Origin of the sequence: Paraburkholderia fungorum, assembly GCF_003610895.1 — a bacterium.
Lineage (GTDB): Bacteria > Pseudomonadota > Gammaproteobacteria > Burkholderiales > Burkholderiaceae > Paraburkholderia > Paraburkholderia fungorum_B.
Genome location: NZ_MCAS01000045.1, coordinates 308,326 through 330,866, shown reverse-complemented (window position 1 = coordinate 330,866; position 22,541 = coordinate 308,326). Strand labels below are relative to the sequence as shown.

19 protein-coding genes are annotated in these 22,541 nt (G+C 61.0%); 5 read left to right on the top strand and 14 right to left on the bottom strand.

Annotated features, from left to right (window positions below):
* From BCY88_RS32655 to BCY88_RS32630, 5 genes are all read right to left on the bottom strand, one after another.
* Positions 1 to 1,116 (bottom strand): IS3 family transposase gene (locus BCY88_RS32655; protein ID WP_220669656.1). Its coding sequence is split into 2 segments (ribosomal slippage), with 1,117 coding nucleotides annotated over them: positions 1 to 858 and positions 858 to 1,116; the frame shifts between segments, so codons are not numbered across the junction. This gene is flagged as partial in the annotation.
* A 585-nt stretch (positions 1,117 to 1,701) separates the two neighbouring features.
* Positions 1,702 to 2,520 (bottom strand): ABC transporter permease subunit, encoded by an 819-nt coding sequence (locus BCY88_RS32645; protein WP_120348230.1) that lies wholly within the window; start codon positions 2,518 to 2,520, stop codon positions 1,702 to 1,704.
* On the bottom strand, positions 2,520 to 3,449 hold the full coding sequence (locus tag BCY88_RS32640) for an ABC transporter permease subunit (RefSeq protein WP_120348229.1): 930 nt from the start codon (positions 3,447 to 3,449) through the stop codon (positions 2,520 to 2,522). Before BCY88_RS32640 ends, BCY88_RS32645 begins: the two co-directional genes overlap by 1 nt.
* Positions 3,446 to 4,612, bottom strand: a complete 1,167-nt coding sequence (locus BCY88_RS32635; RefSeq protein ID WP_183081503.1) for an ABC transporter ATP-binding protein — start codon at positions 4,610 to 4,612, stop codon at positions 3,446 to 3,448. The genes BCY88_RS32640 and BCY88_RS32635 overlap by 4 nt, the downstream gene beginning before the upstream one ends.
* 92 nt (positions 4,613 to 4,704) lie before the next feature.
* Positions 4,705 to 5,805: a polyamine ABC transporter substrate-binding protein gene (locus tag BCY88_RS32630; protein WP_120348228.1), complete on the bottom strand. Its 1,101-nt coding sequence runs from the start codon at positions 5,803 to 5,805 to the stop codon at positions 4,705 to 4,707.
* A 744-nt stretch (positions 5,806 to 6,549) separates the two neighbouring features.
* Here BCY88_RS32630 and BCY88_RS32625 point away from each other — a divergent pair.
* Complete coding sequence (locus BCY88_RS32625) at positions 6,550 to 6,753, top strand: DUF1289 domain-containing protein (RefSeq protein ID WP_120348227.1); 204 nt, start codon at positions 6,550 to 6,552, stop codon at positions 6,751 to 6,753.
* A 138-nt stretch (positions 6,754 to 6,891) separates the two neighbouring features.
* Here the strand turns inward: BCY88_RS32625 and BCY88_RS32620 are convergent, their stop codons facing one another.
* From BCY88_RS32620 to BCY88_RS32605, 4 genes are all read right to left on the bottom strand, one after another.
* Positions 6,892 to 7,548: an OmpW/AlkL family protein gene (locus BCY88_RS32620; RefSeq protein ID WP_120348226.1), complete on the bottom strand. Its 657-nt coding sequence runs from the start codon at positions 7,546 to 7,548 to the stop codon at positions 6,892 to 6,894.
* A 70-nt stretch (positions 7,549 to 7,618) separates the two neighbouring features.
* Positions 7,619 to 8,809, bottom strand: a complete 1,191-nt coding sequence (locus tag BCY88_RS32615) for an NAD(P)H-dependent flavin oxidoreductase (RefSeq protein ID WP_120348225.1) — start codon at positions 8,807 to 8,809, stop codon at positions 7,619 to 7,621.
* 302 nt (positions 8,810 to 9,111) lie between these two features.
* Positions 9,112 to 10,704, bottom strand: a complete 1,593-nt coding sequence (locus BCY88_RS32610) for an ABC-F family ATPase (protein ID WP_120348255.1) — start codon at positions 10,702 to 10,704, stop codon at positions 9,112 to 9,114.
* 146 nt (positions 10,705 to 10,850) lie between these two features.
* Positions 10,851 to 11,810, bottom strand: a complete 960-nt coding sequence (locus tag BCY88_RS32605; RefSeq protein WP_120348224.1) for an NAD(P)-dependent oxidoreductase — start codon at positions 11,808 to 11,810, stop codon at positions 10,851 to 10,853.
* A 174-nt stretch (positions 11,811 to 11,984) separates the two neighbouring features.
* Between BCY88_RS32605 and BCY88_RS32600 the strand changes: the two genes are divergently transcribed.
* Positions 11,985 to 12,191 (top strand): dodecin, encoded by a 207-nt coding sequence (locus BCY88_RS32600; protein WP_120348223.1) that lies wholly within the window; start codon positions 11,985 to 11,987, stop codon positions 12,189 to 12,191.
* 232 nt (positions 12,192 to 12,423) lie between these two features.
* Here the strand turns inward: BCY88_RS32600 and BCY88_RS32595 are convergent, their stop codons facing one another.
* From BCY88_RS32595 to BCY88_RS32580, 4 genes are all read right to left on the bottom strand, one after another.
* Positions 12,424 to 13,518: a BMP family ABC transporter substrate-binding protein gene (locus BCY88_RS32595; protein WP_120348222.1), complete on the bottom strand. Its 1,095-nt coding sequence runs from the start codon at positions 13,516 to 13,518 to the stop codon at positions 12,424 to 12,426.
* A gap of 66 nt (positions 13,519 to 13,584) precedes the next feature.
* Positions 13,585 to 14,514, bottom strand: a complete 930-nt coding sequence (locus BCY88_RS32590; protein WP_120348221.1) for an ABC transporter permease — start codon at positions 14,512 to 14,514, stop codon at positions 13,585 to 13,587.
* A gap of 18 nt (positions 14,515 to 14,532) precedes the next feature.
* Positions 14,533 to 15,639: an ABC transporter permease gene (locus tag BCY88_RS32585; RefSeq protein WP_120292332.1), complete on the bottom strand. Its 1,107-nt coding sequence runs from the start codon at positions 15,637 to 15,639 to the stop codon at positions 14,533 to 14,535.
* 123 nt (positions 15,640 to 15,762) lie between these two features.
* The gene (locus BCY88_RS32580; RefSeq protein WP_120348220.1) at positions 15,763 to 17,361 is read right to left on the bottom strand and encodes an ABC transporter ATP-binding protein; all 1,599 of its coding nucleotides are present in this window, start codon (positions 17,359 to 17,361) and stop codon (positions 15,763 to 15,765) included.
* 251 nt (positions 17,362 to 17,612) lie between these two features.
* Here BCY88_RS32580 and BCY88_RS32575 point away from each other — a divergent pair, with 251 nt between their 5' ends.
* Positions 17,613 to 18,545: a LysR substrate-binding domain-containing protein gene (locus BCY88_RS32575; RefSeq protein WP_012433318.1), complete on the top strand. Its 933-nt coding sequence runs from the start codon at positions 17,613 to 17,615 to the stop codon at positions 18,543 to 18,545.
* A 72-nt stretch (positions 18,546 to 18,617) separates the two neighbouring features.
* Here the strand turns inward: BCY88_RS32575 and BCY88_RS32570 are convergent, their stop codons facing one another.
* A complete protein-coding gene (locus tag BCY88_RS32570) occupies positions 18,618 to 20,015 on the bottom strand; it encodes an 8-oxoguanine deaminase (RefSeq protein WP_120348219.1) in 1,398 nt (465 codons plus the stop codon).
* A gap of 528 nt (positions 20,016 to 20,543) precedes the next feature.
* Between BCY88_RS32570 and uraH the strand changes: the two genes are divergently transcribed.
* Both uraH and BCY88_RS32560 read left to right on the top strand, forming a co-directional pair.
* Positions 20,544 to 20,897 carry a hydroxyisourate hydrolase gene (gene uraH, locus BCY88_RS32565; protein WP_012433320.1) on the top strand — a complete coding sequence of 118 codons (354 nt, stop codon included), beginning with the start codon at positions 20,544 to 20,546 and terminating at the stop codon, positions 20,895 to 20,897.
* A 307-nt stretch (positions 20,898 to 21,204) separates the two neighbouring features.
* The gene (locus BCY88_RS32560) at positions 21,205 to 22,398 is read left to right on the top strand and encodes a urate hydroxylase PuuD (RefSeq protein WP_120348218.1); all 1,194 of its coding nucleotides are present in this window, start codon (positions 21,205 to 21,207) and stop codon (positions 22,396 to 22,398) included.
* Positions 22,399 to 22,541: the final 143 nt, after the last annotated feature.

The following is a 22,541-nucleotide window of genomic DNA, read 5'->3' as shown; positions in this document are numbered from 1 at the left end:
ATCGTGCCGGTGGCAGACCGTCTGCCGCTGAATGGATGCGCCTGTAGTTATAAAAGTCGTCGATGTAGGCCCCGATGTCGCGTTCCGCATATGCGTGGTCGGGGTACCCTTTATCGTCGATCCATTCGCTTTTGAGACTTCTAAAGAAGCGCTCCACCGGCGCGTTATCCCAGCAGTTCCCCTTTCTGCTCATGCTCTGGATGATGCCGTTTGCCTTCAGCTCGTTCACGAAGTGCGCGCTGGTGTACTGGCATCCCTGATCCGAGTGGAACATCAGGCCCGGTGGCGGCCGTCGATGCTCGCGCGCCTGCTGCAAAGCCCTGATAACCAGTACCGTATCGGGCAGTTGCGCAAACGCCCAGCCGACGATACGGCGTGAATACAGATCCATCACGATGGCCAGATAGGACCAGCCCTGAAGCGTTCTCACGTACGTAATATCGCCCGCCCATACCTGATTGATCGACGACGGCTCGAACCGACGCTCAAGCAGGTTGGGAGCCACCAGCGCTTCACCGTCAGTCTTGCGATAACGGTGCGTTCGTCGTCGCGCCACCGCCAGTTGTGCCTCGCGCATCAGCGATCGGGCACGGTAACGCCCGATCGCGTGGCCTCGCTGCTGCAAGGCCTGAGCCATTCTGCGACTGCCATAGCTGGCGCGGCTTTCGCCGTGAATTTCGCGCACCGCCTTGAGCAGCGCGGGCGCAGCAGCAACTCTGGCGGGCCGTGTGGAAACGGCGTAATAGCTGCTTCGAGGCACCTTCAGCAGCTCGCACATCACGCTCACCGGCCAGGCCTTCTTCAGCGAATGGATCACTTCGATGAGCGATCCATTTCCTTGACGAAGAAGGCCGTGGACTTTTTTAGGATCTCGCGCTCCCTTTCGAGCTCGATCACCCGCGCCTCCAGTTCCCGGATGCGTCGCTGGTCGGCCTTGACCTGAATCTCAGTGCGCGGCGGCTCAGCCTGTTCGGCCCGCCACTGCGCAACCCATCGCCGCAAGGCCGTGTCTCCTACGCCCAGCGCCTCACAGGCCTTGGAGAATGAATAGCCCTGGGCAACCACCAGTTGCACCGCTTCAGCCTTGAATTCGTCAGTTATGTTCCGTCTGCTCATCTCTCACCTCAGTTGGAGAATTATCCCCTTTAGAGGTGTCCAGGACCATTGGACCACTACACACTTACTTTCTTTGCCGCCGCAAAGAAAGATAAGCAAAGAAAGCGGCTCACACCGCCAGCTCATAAGCGGGTCCCCTGGCTTGGAGGGGGTAGTGGTGCATCTGGAATCCGTGCCCTCGCACATTCCGCCCTGGTGACACAGCAGTCATACTTCCGGCGGCGCTTCGCGCGCCGAACGGTCCTTCATAAAACCGCCGACTACCCACCACGCGTCGACGCCCCTGGTTTCCCATGCAGACCCATCCGCGACGCACGCAGTGCGGAGTGGGAGCTGATGAGCCCTGTGTCACTAAAGCCGAATGTGCGAGAGCACGGATTCCAGATGCACCACTGCCGTGGCTGTGCGGGGGACCCACTTATGAGCTGGCGGTGTGAGCCGCTTTCTTTGCTTATCTTTCTTTGCGGCGGCAAAGAAAGTAAGTGCCGCCCCGCACAGGGGCAACACTAATAAACCACTAACAAAACAAGGAAAGGCCAACGCCATAAGCAAACAACCAAAGCGCCGCGCAGACGAAAAAAAAACCTACACCGCCATAACAGCCCTCTTCCTCTCAGCCCGCTGCATAAAATAATTAGCCAACACAACCCCAACCGTCACAACAGCAATAAACAACGTAGCCAACGCATTCATCTCCGGATTCAACCCAAGCCGGACACGGGAAAACACAACCAGCGGCAACGTCGTCGACCCAGGCCCTGACAGGAACGCCGACAAAACCAGATCGTCGATCGACAAGGTAAACGACAACAACCACCCAGAAACCAGAGCCTGCGAAATCAACGGCAACGTAATGAAGAAAAACACCTTGATCGGCGTCGCCCCAAGATCAAGCGCGGCTTCTTCAAGCGAGGGATTCAGCTCCTTCACACGCGACTGCACGATGATAGCCACGTAGGAAATACACAACATCACATGGCCGATCCAGATCGTGAAAATACCGCGCCCCGCGGGCCACCCCAACCACTTGGCCATTTCGATGAACAGCAACAGCAGCGAAATCCCCTGAATGACCTCGGGAATCACGAGCGGCGCGTTGATCATCCCGGTATAGAGGGTAAAGCCACGAAACCGCCCCATACGTGCCAAAACAAACCCGGCCCACGTGCCGATAATCACCGAAGCAAACGCCGTCAGCAACGCCACGCGCAACGACAGCCACGCGGCAGCAATCAACTCGTCGTCCTGCAACAACGCCGCATACCAGCGCGTCGAAAACCGCGTCCATACCGTGACCAGCTGCGATTCGTTGAACGAATACACAATCAGACTCACGATCGGAATGTAGAGAAACAGAAACCCGATCCCCAAGGCAATGAACTGCAAAATCCGGTTCGGCTTCATCAGCGTCTTTCCTCCATCGCCTTCGCCTGCGCGTACTGGAAAAACGCCATCGGCACCAATAACAACAACACCATCGCGCACGTCACGGCAGACGCCATCGGCCAATCGGCATTGTCGAAAAATTCATTCCACATCACACGGCCAATCATCAGCGTGTTGGCGCCGCCCAGCAATTCCGGAATCACGTACTCGCCTACCGCCGGAATGAACACCAGCAAACAACCGGCGATGATGCCGTTCTTCGAGAGCGGCAAAGTGATCTGCCAGAACGCTCGCCACGGCTTCGCGCCGAGATCGTAAGCGGCTTCCAGCAATGTCATGTCCATCTTCACCAGGTGCGCGTAAAGCGGCATCACGAGGAACGGCAGGTATGAATACACCATGCCGATATAAACCGCGGTGTTCGTGTGATACAGCTCGATCGGCGTATGAATCAGCCCGACCGACATCAGGAAGTTGTTCAGCAAGCCATTGTTCTTCAGGATACCGATCCATGCATACACGCGAATCAGAAACGACGTCCAGAACGGCAACATCACCGCCATCATCAGCAGATTGCGGCTCGCCGGACTCGATCGCGCAATGTAGTACGCCATGGGATAACCGATCAGCAGACACAGCAGCGTGGACACCGCCGCGACCACCACCGAATTCACATAAGTCGCGAAATAGAGGCTGTCGGTCAACAAAAACGCATAGTGCGACAGGTCCAGCGCGACGTGAATCACGCCGTCCGTATACGTGGTGAGTTCCGTATAGGGCGGAATGCCGAGCTGCAAATCGGCAAAGCTGATCTTCACGACCAGCAGGAACGGCACAAGGAAAAACAGTAGCAACCAGATGAACGGACCGGCCACCACCGCCGTGCGGCCAGTCAGATTGAAGCGGCGCACCGGCCATGATGCAAGGGAACGGATCGGGCTCTTCATGTCGTCAACACCACGCCGGCCGATGCGCTCCAGCGCACATACACTTCGTCGCCCCAGGTGGGCGGATCGATCTCCGTCAAGGCAAGGCTCGTCACGTTGGCGATCACCGTTTTGCCGGCATCGAGCTTCACGTGATACAGCGAGTAGCCGCCCATATAGGCGACGTTCGTCACCACGCCCTTGCCCCAGTTGTATGTGCCTTCGGGCGGTTTACGCGTCAGCGCGATGCGCTCGGGCCGCACCGAGATCGTCACCGGCATGCCGAGCGGTCCGGTGATGCCGTGGCTCACATAGAGACGGACCGGCAGGTCGGGCGTTTCGATGAACACGTGATCGGGTTCGTCTTCGACGACGTTGCCGTCGAACAGATTGGTCGAGCCGATGAATTCGGCCGAAAAACGGCTGTTCGGATACTCGTACACTTCATGCGGCGTGCCAAGCTGGATGATCTCGCCTTCACTCATCACGGCAAGACGGTCCGCCATCGTCATCGCCTCTTCCTGATCGTGCGTCACCATCATGCAGGTCACGCCGACCTTGTCGAGAATGTTGACCAGCTCGATCTGCGTGCGCTGACGGATCTGTTTGTCGAGCGCGGACATCGGTTCGTCGAGCAGCAACAGCTTTGGCCGCTTGACGAGCGAGCGCGCGAGCGCCACACGCTGCTGCTGGCCGCCGGAGAGCTGATGCGGCTTGCGCTTCGCAAAGCGGCCCATCTGCACGAGATCGAGCGCGTTCTGCACGCGGTCTTTCAGTTCGGATTTCGGCACGCCTTCCTGCTTCAGGCCGAACGCGACGTTGGCATCGACAGTCATATGCGGAAACAGGGCGTACGACTGGAACATCATGTTGACCGGCCGCCGATAAGGCGGCAACTGGGCAAGGTCTTCACCGTCGATCAGGATCTTGCCCGAGGTGATCGATTCGAGGCCGGCCAGCATGCGCAACAAGGTCGATTTGCCACAGCCGGAACTGCCGAGCAGCGCAAATAGCTCGCCCTTTTTCACCGACAGGTTGACCCCTTTCACCGCCACGGTCTCGCCGAACTTCTTCACGATGTCGACGATCTGCACGAAATTCTCTGCTGCGTCGCCCGCCTGGGCGTTCAGCCCCGGAAACGGTGCGGCGGTCCCTGCCAGCGCGCCCGACTGATCACTACTCATCACAATGCTTTACTCCGGCTTTTGACGAACAAAGCCCCCGGTGGACACCGAGGGCTTCTTGATGATACTTACCCGTTCACTCCGGCTGCGAATCAGCGGCCGGACTTGAATTCAGTCCACAGCCGCGTTTGCAGGCGCTGGATTTCCGGCGGCAGCGGCTTCAACAGGAACAGCGTCTTGATGACCTCAGGCGACGGGTACACGGCCGGGTCGTTCGCCACGTCCTTATCCACGTACTTGCGCGCTTCGAGGTTGGCGCTCGGATAGTAGACGGCGTTGGTGATCGCGGCATGGACCTGCGGCGTTTCGATGTAGTTGATCCACTCGAGCGCGGCTTCCTTGTTCTTCGCGTCCTTCGGGATCGCCATGACGTCGAACCACACCGGAGCGCCGCCCTTCGGAATGTAGTACTCGATCTTGTAGGGCTTCTTCGCCTCGAGCGCGCGATGCTTGGCGATCACGACGTCGCCCGACCAGCCATACGCGAAGCACACGTCCCCGCCGACCAGGTCGTTGATGTAGCCCGACGAGTTGAACTGCGTGATGTACGGACGGATCTTCTTCATCATCTCGAGCGCGGCACGGTAGTCGGCCGGATTCGTGCTCATCGGATCCTTGCCGATATAGTGCAGCGCGGCGGCGAACATCTGGTCCGGCGCGTCGAGCACGGACACACCGCAGGTCTTCAGCTTCGAAATGTTTTCCGGCTTGAAGAGGATGTCCCAGTTGTCGAGCGGCACATTCTTGCCGAGGATCTGCTGCGCCTTGGTGACGTTGTAGGCGAGGCCGGTCGTGCCGTATGCCCAGGGTACCGAGTACTTGTTGCCCGGGTCGGCGCCGGCCACGAGGGCCATCAGCGACGGGTCGAGGTATTTGAGGTTCGGCAGCTTCGATTTGTCGAGCGGCGCGAAGATGCCAGCGGCGATCTGCTTGCCGGCGTAATTGCTGGTCGGCACGACGATGTCGTAACCCGAATTGCCGGTGAGCAGCTTGGCTTGCAGCGTGTCGTCGCTGTCGTAGTTGTCGTACTGGACCTGGACGCCGGTCTGCTTGGTGAAGTTCGGAATCGTGTCCTTGGCAATGTAATCGGACCAGTTATACACGTTCAGCCGCGTATCTTTCGCAGCGGCCGTCAACCACGGCGTTGCGCACAAGACCAGCGCCGCCACCTGCACCACTACCCGTCTTTTCATCCCGTTCTCCGATCCTGACCGGCCTGAGCCGGCCGTCTTCACCCACGCCGCGGCACACCGCGCGCGGCTCCCCTGAAAAACCCGAAAACTACCATTAATTATTGCGCGCACCAAAAAAAATGCTGGGATGTCGCGCAAACGGTACAGCGCAAGCCGCGCCGCTACAAAATGGGCGCAATTTTAGCGGGTTATCGGCGTGTGTCTACCCGAAAAAAACACCAGTGACAGCCTCAGCTGTTACCTCATTGTCACGTTGTGGTGGCTTCGCCGCACCCGGCTTGTATCAGGGTTGCCGTCAGCGGCCGCTTTCCGCGAATTTTATGCCGTGCGGCTAACCTGGGTAGCGGCGTAAGCCGGCCGACGCACCACGGCGCTCCATAGGTGCGGAGAGATTTGAAGACGGCACGGCGTGACTCACACTGACCTGGCTGCCGGCTGTCGTCGCCACGCTCGACGGTGAACTGGTGTGGCTGTCGGCGTTTGGCGTTTGGCAGATGCAGTCATTTTGTAAGCATGCTCCGAACATCTTCTTGTGACCTGTTCGACTACAACGACCGCCAGCCCTGAACAGCGCGGATCCGGTACAGCATGGCGCGCTGAGGGGCTTGATCCGAATCCGGACGGACATGACTGCAAATGCGGCCAACCGCGCGTGCATCTGTGCCACGACGAGCGCGACGCCGGAGCGCGTTCGCTGCATCGGTTAACATAGCGCAACTCCGCTTCTCCGCCCCAAGGTTTCCGATGGCTTCGAATCTCCACGATCTTCCCGACAGCCCGTGCATCGGCGTCTGTTCCACGCTGTTTGACGAAGTCTGCAAAGGCTGCGGCCGCACCGCCGCCGAAGTGTCCAATTGGGTGTTCCTGAGTGACGAGGAAAAGCTCGCCGTGTGGGTACGCATCGAGCAGGACGGCACGGCGATGCGTTTCAAGAACGACAAGTTATAGCCTCCTCGCGCAGCGGTCGCCTGCACTGGCCTGCCTGTCGGCGATATTCGTCTCTCGATTGAAACCGGAACCGCAATAAAAGAACGCCGGAAACTCCGGCGTTCTTGCACGACAGGCGCTACCTCTCGAGCGCGGAAATCAGAACCGCATACCGACGCCCAAACCCACCACCAACGGATCGATATTCAGCCGGCCAAGCGATTGCCCGCCCAGCGAAGCGTCGGTGTGCATCCAGATCTTCTTGATATCCGCGTTGACAAACAGCGACTTGCTCACCTGTACGTCCACACCGGCCTGCAATGCAGGACCGAAGCTGTGGTTGGTGATCGAGATCGGCTGACCGCCTGCGTTGAGGCCGTTGTTATAGAACAACGTGTAGTTCATCCCCGCACCGACATACGGACGGATACGCCCCGCGTGGTTGAAGTGATATTGCAGCAGCAATGTGGGCGGCAAGACGTTCACGCCGCCGAGATTGCCCAGGCTCGATGTCAGTTGATGGCGCGACGTGCCGAGAATCAGCTCGACGCCCAGGTAATCGCGGATCATGTAGGTCAGATCCAGCTCGGGCACGATGGCATTGTTGACGCCCACGTTGAGCGCCGACAGCGACTGGTTGGTCCCCACGTCAGGCATGATGCTGATTGCGCGCAAACGCACCAGCACGTCGCCGGCATGGATGCCGCTGATCGGGTCGTCACCGGCGGCCTGCGCCTGCTGCGCCAGTGCCCCTGCGCCTAACAGACACGACGCGACGGCCACGGCCTTGATTCTGTTCCTGAGTGAGTGCTTCATGAGCTTCCCCGAGTGTTTGTTTGCTTGTGGGGATTGTCGAAGGTCCCTCCAGGCTTCGCGTTGACCCGCGTCAACCTGGCGAGAGCGCCCATTGCCCTGCGACAGCAGGTCGCGTCGCACCGGTCAGCAACAGTTCGATCAGGTCGTGGACGCTGCGAATGGCCGTGCCGAATGGCAAGGCTTCGCGACCACGAAAGAACAGGCCATTGGCCACGTCGCCACGCAATGCCGCGGCGAGTCGCGTGTCAATGCAGAAGTGGCCGAACTTCTCGACACCGTCACGCCAACCGCAGACGCTGAGGCATTCAAGCGCGGTTGGACAAACATGCTTGAGCGCACCGATCTTGTCGCGAATTTTCGTTTCATGGCGCAGATAGCGCATCAGCCACGGCGTTTTCACGGCGCGCGCAGGCAGCCCCGTCACGCTGACAAATTCGACGATGTCGTCAGGCGTCGCCTCGGCCAGCACACGCTTGAAGTTCGGATGCGCATCGCCTTCTTCGGTAACGGCGAAAGGCGTGCCGAGCTGCACACCGCTGGCACCCGCGCCCAGCAGTTCGCGCACGGCTTTATGACTATTGATGCCACCCGCAACGATCAAAGGCACGTCCTTACGACTCAGGCCGAGCGAGACGAATACCGCATCGAGCTCCTCGAGTACGCGCAAGAAATCGAAGCGCGGATCTTGCAGGTCGGCGAGGTTGGTCACGCCAAGATGGCCACCCGCGTGAGCCGGATGTTCGATCACGACCGCGTCGGGCAAGCGGCCCTTTTTCATCCACTTCTTCAGCACCAGCGAGACACCGCGGCTGTCCGACAGAATCGGGATCAGCGCGATGTCATGGCCTTGAGTCATGTCCGGCAAGTCGAGCGGCAGACCCGCGCCCATGACGATTGCGTCAGCGCCGTTCTCGCAGGCGATGCGCACATAGTCGGCTTGCGCGTTGACGGCCTTCATTACGTTGACGGCGACCATGCCGTGGCCTTCGGCGAGGGCTTTGGCAGCGTGAATTTCACGGGCCAGCGCGGTGAGGTTCGCCTGTTCGAGCGTGGCCCGGTCAGGAGATTGCCTGCACAGTTCGACCAGATCGGGATGGTGATGGCGCAGGTCGATGCTTGCGATGGTGCCGAGTGCACCTTCGCGAGCGACGCTGCCTGCCAGCCGGTGGGCTGAAATGCCGACGCCCATGCCGCCCTGTACGATCGGAAGCAGCGAGCGGCCGCGGATGACAAGCGGTGGGAACGAGTGAGAGGTAAGCATTGACGACCCGATGGGTGGACTATCGAAACGCTGATAATCCGTCGTAGGGCGGCGCATGCGTTGCGCTGCATCAATGAACCTGTTTTTCAGGATGGTTTTGCGTCCAGTTCGTTGACGCCACTCAGTTCACAGTGAAATCCACGGCTCTTCCGTTGCAGAGCCTGCGAATCTGTGAGTTTGCGGATAGACGGGCCCGTTGCGCCCGGACAAGCTGCAATCGGAATGTAAGTCGCGCGCCATGAAAAAAGCCCGCTTCAAAGAAGCGGGCTTTGCTTGACGCTACACCTCGAAGCGAGGCGCGCTTACTGCACGCCCTGGCTCGTCAGGAACTCTTCGTAGTTGCCGCCGAAGTCGTTCAGCGTGCCGTCGGTCTTCACTTCGATGATCCGGTTCGCGAGGCCGCTCACAAACTCGCGGTCGTGGGACACGAAAATCAGCGTGCCTTCGAACTTGTCGAGCGCGATCTGCAGCGACTCGATCGACTCCATGTCCATGTGGTTGGTCGGCTCGTCCATCAGCATCACGTTATGGCGGCCCAGCATCAGCTTGCCCCAGATCATGCGGCCCTTCTCACCGCCGGAGAGCACCTTGACCGACTTGCGGATATCGTCTGCATTGAACAGCAGACGGCCGAGCGTGCCGCGCACCATCTGCTCGTCGTCGCCTTCCTGGCGATAGCCGTCGATCCAGTCCATCAGCGTGACGTCGTCCGGGAATTCTTCGTACGTATCCTGCGGCATGTAACCGATGTTCGCGTTCTCGGCCCATTTCACAGTGCCGTGGTCCAGCGCCAGCTTGCCAAGCAGCGAGCGCAGCAGCGTGGTCTTACCCGCGCCGTTCTCGCCGATGATGGCGATACGCTCGCCCGGCTGCACGCTGATGCTGAAATCGTTGAAGATCGAGCGCTCGTACTTCTTCGAGATCTTGTCCGCCACCACAGCAATGTTGTGCAGCTTCTTCTCGTACTCGAAGCGGATGAACGGGTTCTGCCGCGACGACGGCTTGAATTCCTCGATCTTGATCTTGTCGATCATCTTCAGACGGCTGGTTGCCTGACGCGCTTTCGACTTGTTCGCCGAGAACCGGCGCACGAAATCCTGCAGGTCGGCGACACGTTCCTTCGCCTTGGCGTTGGCGTTCTGCTGACGCTCGCGCGCCTGCGTGCTGGCCAGCATGTAGTCGTCGTAATTGCCCGGATAGACCTTCAGCGTGCCGAAGTCCATGTCGGCCATGTGCGTGCAGACCTGGTTCAAAAAGTGACGATCGTGCGAGATGATGATCATCGTCGAGTTGTACTGGTTGAGGATGTCTTCCAGCCAACGGATCGAGTTGATGTCCAGGTTGTTGGTCGGTTCGTCCAGCAGCAGCACGTCCGGCTTCGAGAACAGCGCCTGCGCGAGCAGCACGCGCAGTTTCCAGCCAGGAGCCACGTTGCTCATCGGGCCGTTGTGGTCTTCGATCGCGATGCCGATGCCGAGCAGCAGTTCGCCCGCGCGCGCTTCGGCGGTGTAGCCGTCGTACTCGGCGAACTTCGCTTCGAGTTCGGCGGCGTGCATGTAGTCGTCGTCGGTGGCGTCCGGGTTCGCGTAGATCGCATCGCGCTCGGTCATCGCGGCCCACATTTCGGCGTGGCCCATCATCACGACGTCGAGCACGCGCACTTCTTCGTACGCGAACTGATCCTGGCGCAGCTTGCCGAGACGGATGTTCGGTTCGAGCATCACGTTGCCGGAACTCGGTTCCAGATCGCTACCCAGGATCTTCATGAAGGTGGACTTGCCGCAGCCATTCGCACCGATCAGGCCATAGCGGTTCCCTCCCCCGAATTTGACCGAGATATTCTCGAAGAGGGGCTTTGGCCCGAATTGCATGGTGATATTGGCGGTAGACAGCACGACACGTCCTTTGAATGTGATATCGGCGAACAACCTAATATTTTAGCAGGTTATCGTGGATTCAACCCACACGCGTGCCGTGCCCACGTGTTTTGACGTCGCGTTCATCTTACGTTCACGCTACGTTCACATTGCCGGCCTTCCTTCTAGCCGCCGCGCGGCGTCTGCAAAACGTCGATGAAGGCCGACAGATCGGCCTCGGCAAGCCCCATCGCCGCGCCGAGTCGCAGCAATTGCTGGACCGTCGACGAAACCGGCATCGGCGTGCCGGTCTCATAGGCCGTCGCGGCGACCGTATCGACGTCTTTCTGGAAGGTGCGGAATGCGCCGATCGGCGCGAGGCCGCTTTGCGTCATACGCGGCACGAAAATCTGCAGCAGCACCGAGTCGGCCCAACCGCCTGCCAGACCTTGCGTGAGCTTCGCGGCATCGATGCCGCTGCGTTGCGCGAGGCTCACCGCCTCGGCAATCGCCGCGACGGTTGCCGTGACGATAGCCTGATTGCAGAGTTTGGTAGTTTGCCCCGCGCCGACCTCGCCCATGTGCGTGAGGCGGGATGAGTATGCGCCGAGGAGCGGCGTCACCGCCTCGACGTCCGCTGCAGCGCCGCCCGCCATGATCGCCAGCGTGCCCGCTGTGGCACCCGCAACCCCGCCGGATACGGGCGCGTCGATCCAGCCGACACGTGCCGTGCGCTCACCCTCGGGCTCTTGCCCCGTGCCGCCGCCCGACTTACCCGCAGTGGCCGCGCTCACGCCGGCAACCGTCGCCGCACGGTGCGCGAACGCCTTCGTCGCAGCCGGCGGAATACTCGAGTGATCGACGATCCAGCGCACACGTCCCGGCCCTGCCGCGTCGAGACTTAGCAGCCCCTGCGCACCGAACACCGTTTCCTCCACCGCCGCCGCATCCGCAACGCACAGCAGCACAACCTCGCAACGGGAGGCCAAGTCGCGCGGCGCATCGACCACCTTGGCGCCGTCCGCCAGCAGCGCTTCCGCCTTGGCGCGCGTGCGATTCCAGACATGCACGGTGTGCCCCGCGCGCAGCAGATGCCGGATCATCGGCGCGCCCATCAGACCGGGACCGCAAAAACCAATTTCCACTTTCAGGCCTCTTCAGATTTCGGATTGAGTTGCGCGGACATCATAACGGCCTCGCCTCGCCGCGGCATATCGGGCACGCGATGTGCGAGATGACTCGCTGATACGAAGGACGTCAGCAGCGATCCATTGCCTATACTTTTTTTGCACACCAACGAAGGTCAAAGGAGGAAGTTCATGTCAGAACACGTCTACAAACAAATCGAACTGACCGGCTCATCGACCAAATCGATCGACGACGCAATCAGCACCGCGATTACAAAAGCGTCGAAAACACTGCGCAACCTGCACTGGTTCGAAGTGACATCAACGCGGGGCCAGATCGAAAACGACAAGGTCGCTTACTGGCAGGTGACCATCAAGGTCGGCCTGCGGATCGATTAGCGCATCGATCAACATTTCGCCTGAAACATCTTCGACACATAATCCGAAGCAAAAAAAAGCTGCGTCCGTACTGGACGCAGCGCCTTAAAGCAGCGGTTGCTGAGACCGCCGCCTGGTCGATAGTTAATCGGTCTTTCGAGCCGACCGGTCGCCACTCCGTCGATGGCGACCCCGTCGATGGCGCCCCCGTCGATCGCTGCGCGATCCGCTCGCGATAACCGGGCAAGCCGGATTACTTCGGCAGCGAGCCGTCCACACCTTCCACATACCAATTCAGACGTTGCAGCTCCGGATCGGTCAGCGTCTTGCCTGCCGGCACCTTCACCGCGCCGGACTGGTCCTTGATCGGGCCCGTGAATACGTCCCACTTGCCGCCGGCCAGTTCATCGCGCTTCGCCGCGACCTGCTTCTGCGCGTCGGCGGAAATCGCCGACGTGTTCAGGTCCTCAAGATTGACGGCTTTCTGCGGAATGCCCCACCACACCGGGTCGTTCTTCCACTTGCCATCCAGCACCTGCTGAATCGCCGCGTTGTAATACACGCCCCAGTGCGCAACCACCGAACCGAGGTGCGCTTCAGGACCGAACTTCTTCATATCCGAGTCCCATCCGAACGCATGCACGTGCTTTTCCGATGCGGTCGCAAGCGTCGCGCTCGAATCGGTGTTTTGCAGCAACACGTCGGCCCCCTGGCCGATCAGCGTTTCAGCGGCCTGCTTTTCCTTGCCCGGATCGAACCAGCTGTTGATCCAGATGACCTTGGTGTGAATCTTAGGATTCACCGAACGCGCGCCAAGCGTGTAGGCGTTGATGTTGCGGACCACCTCGGGAATCGGCACCGAGGCGACGAAGCCGAGCGTGTTGGTCTTCGTCACATAGCCCGCGGCGACGCCCGCGAGGTAGGCGCCCTGGTACATCCGCACGTCGTAGGTGCCGAAATTCGGCGCCTTCTTGTAGCCGGTTGCGTGCAGGAACACCGTGTCAGGGAAATCTTTCGCGACCTTCAGTTCGAAGTCCTGATAGCCGAAGCTGGAACCGATGATGATCTTGTTGCCCTTGTTTGCCAGATCGCGGAACACTCGTTCCGAGTCGGCCGATTCAGGCACGTTCTCGATGCGGGTGATCTTGATCTTGTTGCCGAACTTCGCCTCCACTTCCTTCGAACCCTGATCGTGCGCGAAAGTCCAGCCGGCATCGCCAGGATTGCCGAGGTAGACGAACGCGACGCCCGGTGCGTCGGCCGCCTGCGCGGTTTGTGCGAGCGGCGCGGCGAGCGCCAGCGAGGCAGCACCCCAGGCGAATGCGGTCAGCAGATTTCTTCTCTTCATGTTCTCTCCTGTCGTGTTTGTCGAATGATTAAAACGTGTGGTCGGTCATATGAAGCGACAACCTTGTCAGCTCGCCGAGAAAAATGGCTTGCCGAGCGATGCGGGTGCATTCAGACGAATGGTGTTCGGGTTGCGCGAAATCAGCACCAGCACGACGACCGTCGCAACGTACGGCAGCATCGCGAGAAACTGCGTCGGCACCGGCACGCCGATGGCCTGGGCGTAAAACTGCAGGCCGGTCACGGCGCCGAATAGCAGCGCGCCAATCAGCAGGCGCCCTGGACGCCATGTCGCGAACACCACCAGCGCAAGCGCGATCCAGCCCCGGCCTGAAGTCAGTTGCTCCTGCCACAAGTGCAGGTTGACGATCGAGTAATAGCCGCCGGCAAGACCCGCCATGCCACCGCCGAAGGCCACCGCGCCGTAACGCACGCCCACCACGGGAAAACCGACCGAGTGCGCCACTTGCGGCGATTCGCCGACCGAGCGCAGCACGAGGCCCGCACGCGTGCGGTAAAGGAACCAGCCGATTACCGCGAACATCAGGAAGGCGAGGTAATCGAGCGGTGTAAGGCTGAAGAGCGCGGGTCCGAGCACCGGAATCTTCGAAAGAACCGGAATGGTCCACGTGTCGATCGTGGCGCGCACCGCCGCCGACGTGTACGGCTTGCCGACATAGGCCGACAGGCCAATACCGAAGATGGTCAGCGACAAACCGGTGGCAACCTGGTTGGCCAGCATGGTGAGCGTGAGGAACGCGAACAGCAGCGACATTGCGAGCCCCGCGCCGATCGCGGCGACTACGCCGAGCCATGGGTTGCCGGTGATGGCGGTGACCGCGTAGCCGGTGACGGCGCCCATCAGCATCATGCCTTCGACGCCCAGGTTGAGAACGCCCGACTTCTCGGTGACGAGTTCGCCCGCGCCCGCGAACATCAGCGGGATCGCGGCGGTGACGGCGCTCGAGGTGAGCGCGCTGGCTTGTTGAATATCCATGGAGATCCGGCTGGAAAATCAGTGGGCTTGCGCGGCAACGGAGCGCCGGCGCACGCGATAGTTCACGAACAGGTCAGCACCCAGCAGGCAGAACAGCAGCAGTCCCTGGAACACGCCGGAGAGCGCCTGCGGCAATTGCATCGAGGTTTGCACCGCTTCGCCGCCGAGGTACAACAGTGCCATCAGCAGGCTTGCGAGCACGATGCCGAGCGGATGCAATCGTCCGACGAACACGACGATGATCGCGGTGAAGCCGTATCCCGGCGACCACGTCGCCTGCAGCTGACCGATCGGACCGGAAATCTCACCCATGCCGGCCAAGCCCGCCAGACCGCCGCTGATGAGGAGCGAGGTCCAGATGGTTTTCTTGTCGGAGAAACCGGCATAGCGCGCGGCGAGCGGCGCGAGACCGCCTACATTCATCCGGTAGCCCGCGAAGCTCTTGCGCATGAACAGCCACACGCACGGAATCGCGATCAGCGTGACGAACACGGAGGCGTTCAGGCGCGTGCCGCGCAGCCATTTCCAGTGCCAGTCGCCAGAGAATGTCGGGTACAGCGCGTCGCCGCTGAACATCTCCGAGAGCGGGAAGTTCATGCCCTGCGGATCGCGCCACGGACCGCTCACCAGATAGATCAGCAACTGCGTGGCCACATACGTGAGCATCAGGCTGACGAGAATCTCGTTGGTGTTGAAGCGGCTTTTCAGGAGCGCGGGAATCGCGGCCCACGCCATGCCGCCGAGCACGCCGGCGATCATCATGGTCGGCAGGATCCACCAGCCGGTGGCCTGATCGAAATAGATCGCGACGCCGCTCGCGGCAATCCCGCCGAGCAGCATCTGCCCTTCCGCGCCGATGTTCCAGACGTTGGCGCGATAACCGATCGCGAGGCCAAGACCGATCAGGCACAGCGGCGAAGCCTTCAGCAGCAGTTCGGACCAGCCGTTCACGCTGGAAAGCGGTTCGATGAAAAACGCGTGCATGGCTTCGAGCGGATCGCGGCCGACCAGGCTGAAGATCAGGAAGCCGATTGCGAGCGTGAGCAACGCGGCGATCAGCGGCACGGCAAGCTGCATCGTGCGCGAGGGCGTCGTGCGTGCTTCGAGTCGATACGGAAGAATCATGGGAGCGTGTGCTTATGTGAGTGCTTCTATCTGGTTCTGGTGCTTATTGTGCTTATGGTGCTTATGGTGCTTTAGATGCTTAGGGTGCTTTAGCGTCGATCAGCTATCCGGTCGGGCATCTGGTCAGGCATGCGCCTGTTCCGCCGACGGCGGCGCGCCCTCGCGCTCGCCGAACAGCCCCGCCATCCAGCGGCCGATTTCCTCGGCGTTGGTCGCCCCCGTGGCACGCACCGGCGAGAGTCTGCCGCCTGCAAGCACCGCAATGCGATCGCAAATATCGAACAACTCCTCCAGTTCTTCGGAGATCACCAGAATCGCCACGCCGCGCGCCGACAGATCGAGCAACTGCTGACGAATGAACGCTGACGCGCCGACGTCGACACCCCAGGTTGGCTGCGCGACGACCAACACCTTGGGTGCCTGGAGAATCTCGCGTCCCATGATGTATTTCTGCAGATTGCCGCCCGAAAGACTTTGCGCCAGCGCTTGCGGGCCGCCGCACCGGACGTCGAAGGCTTCAATGCAGCGCTTCGCGAACGCGCCCATCACGCCGGCCTTGATCCAGCCTGCGTTGACCATCTGCTGACGATGCGCGGTAAGCAGCGCGTTTTCCGACAGGCTCATTGCCGGCACCGCGCCGCGGCCGAGCCGCTCTTCCGGTACGAAGCCGAAGCCGAGCGCGCGCCGTCCACCCGCGCCGAGGCGCCCTGCCGCCTTGCCGCAGATCGTGACCGCATCGGCGCGCGTACCGCGCTTTTCACCCGAGAGTGCCGACAGCAATTCGGCCTGCCCATTGCCCGACACACCGGCGATGCCAAAGATCTCGCCGGCATGCACGCCAAACGACACGTCATGAAGCGAGGTGCCGAATGGATCGTCGCTTTCCACCGACAGCTGCTTCACATCCAGCAGCACGGCGCCCGGCTTATGCTCACGCCGCGTGTAGTCGGGCAGCGAATGGCCGACCATCAACTGCGCGAGCGACGCATGCGTCTCTTCTTTCGGCGTGACGTGACCGGTTACGCGGCCACCGCGCATGACCGTGGCGGTGTCGCACAGCGCCTGGATTTCGTCGAGCTTGTGGCTGATGTAGAGGATGCTGCAACCTTCCGCCGCGAGGCGCCGGAGCGTCTCGAAGAGCTTGCGGACCGCTTGCGGCGTGAGCACCGAAGTCGGTTCGTCCATGATCAGCAGACGCGGGTTCTGCAGCAGGCAGCGCACGATTTCGACGCGTTGCCGCTCGCCGACGGTCAAGCTATGCACGTGACGTTGCGGGTCGATGTCGAGACCGTAGTCGGCGGAGACTTCGCGAATGCGCTTCGCAAGCGTCTTCAGATCGAACGGTTCATCGAGCGCGAGCGCGATGTTTTCGCCGACCGTGAGCGTCTCGAACAGCGAAAAGTGCTGGAACACCATGCCGATGCCGAGCTTGCGCGCCGCTGCCGGGCTCGCGATCTCGACCGGCTGACCTTCCCAGCGGATCTCGCCGGCATCGGGACGCACCGCGCCGTAGATGATTTTCATCAGCGTGCTTTTGCCGGCGCCGTTTTCGCCGAGCACGGCATGGATTTCACCCGGCGCGACGATCAACGTGACGTCGTCGTTGGCGCGCACGGCCGGGTATTGTTTGGTGATGCCCTGAAGCATCAACCGGGGCGCCGCCTGTTCCGGCCTGTTTGCCGGCTGCGCGGCGGCGCCGTCGCTATAAGAAGAGTCGCTCATGTGATTCCGTAGTACGTCAGAGACTGCCGGTTACAGCGCGTCCGCCCGCCCTGTCAGCGGGCGATCCGTCACCACAACCGGATGACAATACCTAAATCGATCAGCCCAGTCGAGCCGCCAAAATTCCCCGCAAACCCGCGCCGCAGCGTGCTCTGCGGGTATCCCACTCTTGACGTGGCTTTGTGTTCATATTAAAAGCCATATACACCCACGCCCGTACGATCAGCCAGAACATATATTTCGGAGAAGTCATGAGTCAGCAACGCGAGGCGATCGATACGTATCTATTACGCGTCTTGCACACCCTGTTGATGGAGCGCAGCGTTACGCGCGCGGCCGTCAAACTGAATCAATCGCAACCCGCTATCAGCGCGGCGCTGCGCCGTTTGCGCGACATCACCGGCGACCCGCTGCTGGTGCGCGGCAAATCCGGCATGGTGCCGACCGAGTACGGCCTGCGCCTGCTCGAACCGGTGCAGAACGCGCTGCGTGAAATCGAACGCATCAAGTTCCAGCAGCACAATTTCGACCCGGCAACCTCGATCCGTTGCTACCGGATCGGCTGCCCGGACTATCTGAACGTGCTGTTCGTGCCGACGGTGGTCGAACGCTTTCGTCAGGCCGCGCCGAACGCGACGCTCGAGTTTCATTCGCTTGGGCCGGCATTCGACTACGAACTCGCGCTCGAGGACGGCAAGCTCGACATCGTGGTCGGCAACTGGCCGGAGCCGCCGGAACAGTTGCACCTGTCGAATCTGTTCGTCGATCAGATCGTCTGTCTGATGAGCAATGCGCATCCGTTCGCCAAACGCGGCGGGTTGACGCTCGACCAGTACCTGAATGCGCCGCATCTTGCGCCTACTCCTTACTCGGTGGGCCAACGGGGCGCGATCGACGTGCATCTCGCGCGCGAACGCTTAAAGCGTCATGTGGTCGTTACGTTGCCGTACTTCAATCTGGCGCCTTACGTGCTGATCAAGTCCGATCTGATCTTCACGACCACCCGCCTGTTTGCCGATTACTACGCCAAATTCCTGCCGCTGACGGTGGTGCCCGCGCCGCTCGATTTCCCGCCGATGCAGTATTACCAGCTGTGGCACGAACGCGTGCATTACTCCGACGAAGTGCGCTGGCTGCGCAGCCTGGTCGCCGAGGCGACCAAGACGCTGATCGACAAGCCCTGATCCTTGCGCCGCGGTCTATCGGCATCCAGCCTGTGTGGATGCCGATAGACCTATCCTGCTCCTGCCTTGCCGTTAGGCTGCCGCTTCGTAAAGCGTCTTCGCCAGCCGGTTGTGCTGCTCGATGACCGCTCCGAGTTCCAGCGTCGTCAACTGGCCATCTCTCACCACCACCTTGCCGCCGATCACGCTATGGCTCACCTGCGATGGCGCGCAGAACACCAGTGCCGCGACGGGATCGTGCAAAGCGCCCGCAAACAGCGGCTGACGCAGATCGAAGGACACGAAATCCGCCGCCATGCCTGGCGCCAGTGCACCGATATCGTCGCGATTCAGTACCTTCGCCCCGCCTAGCGTTGCAATCTCCAGCGCTTCACGCGCGGTCATCGCGTCCGGCCCAAAACCGACCCGCTGCAGCAGCAGCGCCTGACGCACTTCCGCGACCATTTGCGCGCCGTCGTTCGACGCCGATCCGTCGACACCAAGGCCCACCGGCACACCGGCGAGACGCATCCGCTTGACCGGCGCAATCCCCGACGCGAGCCGCATGTTCGAGCACGGGCAATGTGCAACGCCGGTGCCCGTGCGGGCAAACAGTTCGATGCCTGCATCGTCGAGCTGGACACAGTGCGCATGCCATACGTCGTGGCCAACCCAGTCGAGGTCTTCCGCATACTCGGCCGGCGTCATGCCGAACTTCTCGCGGCTGTACGCGATATCGTTGACGTTTTCCGCCAGGTGCGTGTGCAGCGACACACCGTAATGCCGCGCCATCACCGCCGATTCGCGCATCAGATCGCGGCTCACCGAGAACGGCGAGCACGGCGCCACCACGACGCGCAACATCGCGTAACGCCCTTCGTCGTGGTACGTCTCGATCAGACGCTGCGTATCTTTCAGGATGTCCGCTTCACGCTCGACCACCGAATCCGGCGGCAAACCACCGTCTTTCTGCCCCACGCTCATGCTGCCGCGCGCGGCGTGAAAACGCATGCCGATCCGCTGCGCCGCGACGATGCTGTCGTCGAGGCGGCTGCCGTTCGGGTAGATATACAAATGGTCACTCGAGGTCGTGCAACCGGACAGCAACAGCTCGGCCATCGCCGTCAACGTCGAGACTTCGATCATCTCCGGCGTGAGATTCGCCCACACCTTGTAGAGGTTGGTCAGCCAGCCGAACAATTCGGCGTTCTGTGCCGCCGGGATCGCCCGCGTCAGGCTCTGATACATATGGTGATGCGTGTTCACCAGCCCTGGAATCACCAGGTGGCCGCGCATGTCCAGTACTTCGTCTGCTGTTTGCGGCAATTCCGCCGTCGGTCCAACCGCGACGATGCGGTTGTCCTCAATATAGAGGCCGCCGTCGCGCAATTCGCGCCGGGCGCCGTCCATGGTGACCAGCACGTCCGCGTGCTTCACCAGCATCGTTTTCTTCGGCTTGTTTGGCTTCATCGCCGCCTGCTCCATCGTCATTCGTTTCTCCGCTTCATTGCTTCCGTGCAAAGTCGTTCGAACGCGATGTGACGGCACGCCAACCGTGCCGCCGCGTCCCGTCGAACGCCGTTGGCCCGGTTACCCGGCGTATGTCCGCCGTCTTCGGGGTGTGCCGCGCCTCACTTACGTTTGCTGCGGCGCACAGGTGTAACCTTCGATGGTCAAAATAATGCTGACAACTCGCGCCGGTGCGATACCCAACCTCACACTGCCGATATAGTGGGCCTTTTTTGGCCCCGGTACGATCCGCGGATACGACTAAATGCACCGCAATGGTCGAACCAATGGCCTCAATACGGCTTTCAGCAAGCTGTCTGTCATGCGCCAGGTATTATCTTTCCTATCTCGCGCGCGCTGACGTGAACATCCTTTTTACAATGGCTGCCACGGCGCTCGCTTCAATTCGCCGACGGGTATGTAGCCACTGACGTGGAGCCTCGATCCGCCGCAACGTATTCTGGATCGGGCCGCCGCCGAAACCTCGCATTCACATAAGGAAAATTGCGAATGGGAAAGCTCACTACCCATGTGCTCGACACCGCGAACGGCCGTCCTGGCGCGGGCATCAAGGTCGAACTCTTTGCGCTCTCCGGCGACACCCGCCGCGCGCTCAAAACCACCACCACCAATGACGACGGCCGCTGCGACCAGCCGCTGCTCGAAGGCGACGCACTGGTTGCAGGCGAATACGAACTCGTGTTCGGCGCCGGCGATTACTTTGCATCGATCGGCACGAAGGTGCCGGAGCCGCGTTTCGTCGACCGCGTCGTGCTGCGTTTCGGCGTGGCCGATGCCGGCGCACACTATCACGTGCCGCTGCTGGTATCGCCGTGGTCGTATAGCACCTACCGAGGCAGCTAGGCGCACGGAGCGCCTATCGATAGGCGCAGGAGGAAGACGAGGTTGAAGTCGCGCGGTATTTGCGAGCGCGCCCGATTGCACTGTGCGGATCCTTGGAGACACCCGCGAAGCGCAATCGAACGCGAGCGACTCGACCCGAAGTTCCAATAAAAAACGGCGCTGTGCGAACTGAGCGCACCGCGTCTTTGACCCCGCAGTCTGCGTAGCGACACCGTGCATGCCGAGGACCCATCAGTCGGGTCACCCACGGCGTAACCAAAGCACACGCGTCGTTACGCGTACAACGAATCAGAAGTGGAGGAGTTTCATGGAAGGCTTTATCACTGACTGGCTGAACCTGGCATTGCGCTGGTTCCACGTCATCGTCGCCATCGCCTGGATCGGCGAGTCGTTCTATTTCGTCGCGCTGGACAACAGCCTGAAACCGCCTACGGACCCGAACCAGCGCAAGCGCGGCGTGTTCGGCGAGTTGTGGCACGTGCACGGCGGCGGCTTCTACAACATGCAGAAGTACACCGTCGCGCCGCCGGAAATGCCGGACGATCTGCACTGGTCCAAGTGGCCGTCGTACACCACGTGGCTGTCGGGCGCGAGCCTGTTTACGGTGCTGTATCTGATGTCGCCGTCCACGTACCTGATCGACAAGAACGTACTCGACATGGGCCCGGTGGTCGCGGTTGCTTCGGCACTCGGCTTCCTCGCTGCAGGCTGGATCGTCTACGACTCGCTGTGCCGTCTGCTCGGCAACAAAGACAAAGTGCTCGGCATCTGCGTCGGCATTTATGTGGTGATCGCGGCGTACCTCGCGTGCCACATCTTTGCGGGCCGCGCGGCTTACCTGATCATGGGCGCAATGCTGGCAACGATCATGTCGGCGAACGTGTTCTTCGTGATCATCCCGGGTCAGCGCAAGATGGTTGCCGCGATGCTCAAGGGCGAAACGCCGAACCCGATTTACGGTAAGCGCGGCAAGCAGCGCTCGGTGCACAACACGTATTTCACGCTGCCGGTGGTGTTCGCGATGCTGTCGAACCACTACGCGATGACGTACACGAATCAGTACAACTGGATCGTGCTCCTGATGATCATGCTGGCCGGCGCGCTGATTCGCCAGTTCTTCGTGATGCGTCACCGTGGCCAGGTGCTGTGGTACCTGCCGCTGGTCGGTATCGTGCTGATGTTCGCCGCCCTCTTCTCGACAATGCCGAAGCCAATCGTGCCGCAAGCGCAAGCCGCGAACGCGCCGAAGGTCACAGTGGCCGAGATTGCACCGGTGCTGCAACAACGCTGCGCTGCGTGCCACTCCGCCCATCCGACCATGATGGGCAGCGCCCCGGCTGGCGTGCTGCTGGATACGCCTGACGAGATCTCGCAGAACGCACAGCGGATCTATCAGCAGGCGGTGACGTTGAAGGCGATGCCGCTCGGCAACGTTACGCACATGACCGACGACGAGCGGATGAAGATCGCCGCGTGGTTCGAAGGCGGTGCGGTGAAGTAATGAACCGGCCGGGCGTGTTGCCCGGCCTGGTTAAGCAGCATGGCATGAAGCGGGCTTTTCGCGTGAGCGGGAAGCCCGTTTTTTGTTGTTCATCCGGTCTGGACGTCTTGTCAGAATGACAGGACAAACTTTCGCCGAAGAGG